Here is a 1,557-nt window from a genome sequence, read left to right as displayed (position 1 = left end):
CGGCCACCGCCTCCGGCGGGCCCATCACGGCCGCCATCCGGGAGATCGGCGGGAAGCCCAGATCGGACCGCTCGGCCAGCTCGCGCGCCGCATAACCGGCCGGGTCCCAGCGCACCAGCGCCTGGACGGGCCGCAGCGTCGGCTCGGCCATGATCACCACCGTGCCGCCCCGGCCGTCGTCCCCCTCCTCCCCATGGCCGCGGACCAGCGAGGCCGCCTCCAGCCAGTGGCGCAGCGCGTCCTCGCCCGCGCGCAGATCGGGGCGGCCGAGCAGGGCCCAGCCGTCGAGCAGCAGCGCCGCGGCGTAGCCGCCCTCCGCGACCGGTTCGGCGCCCGGTGTGCTCACGACGAGCGCCGGACGGTCGGGGACGGACGTCAGCACATGGTCACGGCCGGAGGTGCGGACGGGCACGGACGGAAAGGCGCGGCCCAGCTCCTCGGCGGTGCGCCGGGCACCGACGATGGACGCCCGCAGCCGGACGCCCCCGCATTCGCGGCAGTGCCAGGCGGGCTCGTCCCGCCCGCACCATCCACACACCAGATGGTCCGCGTCCCGCGCCTCCAGCGGGCCCGAGCAGTGCGCACAGCGCGCGGGCTCCCGGCAGCGCTCACAGGCCAGCTTGGGCACATAGCCCCGGCGCGGCACCTGCACCAGCACCGGACCCCGGGTCAGCGCCTCCCGTACGGTCTGCCAGGCGATCGTGGGCAGCCGGGCGGCACGGGCCTCCGCGTCCCGGGCCACCTCGCCCTCGTCGACCGTACGGATCAGCGGGGCGGCGGCCCGGACCCGCTCGCGGTCGGCCTCGAGCGGCCGGGCCCAGCCGTTCTCCACCAGCTGGGCGGCCTCGACGGTGCGGCCGAGGTCGCCCAGCAGAAAGCCGGTCTTCTCATGGACGGCGCGCAGCAGCAGCACATCGCGGGCATGCGGCTGCGGCAGCCGGTCGTCGCTGTGGCTGCGGTCCCCGTCATCCCAGATCCCCACCAGCCCGAGGTCCCGGACCGGTGCGAACATCGCCGCCCGGGTGCCCACCACCGCCCGGACCGAGCCCCGGCTGACCGCCAGCCAGCGGCGGTAGCGCTCCTCGGGCCCGAGGTCGGCGGTGAGCAGCACATGCCGCCCCGGGCCGCCGAGCGCCTCCGTGAGCGCGGCGTCCACCCGCTCGGCGGTCCGCCCGTCGGGCACGACGACGAGCGCCCCGCGCCCGGACGCGAGCGTGGCGGCCACGGCGGTGGCCCACTCCCGGGGCCAGTGCGGCCCGGGCAGCGCGGTCCATACGGCACGCGGCCGGTCCCCGCGCACCAGCGCCTCCAGGAACCCGGGCCCGGCCGGATAGCGCGCCCAGCTCCCGGGCGCGGGCGGCTCCGGCGGGGGCAGCGGCGGCGGTGACGGCTCGCCCTCGGCACGGGCGTTGCGCTTGGGCAGGGCCAGCTGGAGCACATCGGCGAGCGATCCGGCGTACCGGTCGGCGACCGCCCGGCACAGCGCCAGCAGCCCCGGCCCCAGCACCTGCTCCGTGGAGACCACCTGCGCGAGGGCGGCCAGCGGGCCCCGGTAGT

The 1,557-nt window shown here is 78.1% G+C and carries 1 protein-coding gene; it reads right to left on the bottom strand.

Annotated elements, in window-relative coordinates:
* On the bottom strand, nt 1-1,557 hold a 1,557-nt coding region (locus GWI24_RS44210), incomplete at both ends, for a primosome assembly protein PriA (protein ID WP_210951638.1).

This window comes from Streptomyces sp. MK37H (assembly GCF_018035285.1).
GTDB lineage: Bacteria > Actinomycetota > Actinomycetes > Streptomycetales > Streptomycetaceae > Streptomyces > Streptomyces endocoffeicus.
Note: the sequence above shows the minus strand (reverse complement) of the source record. Positions and strands in the feature narration are given on the sequence as shown.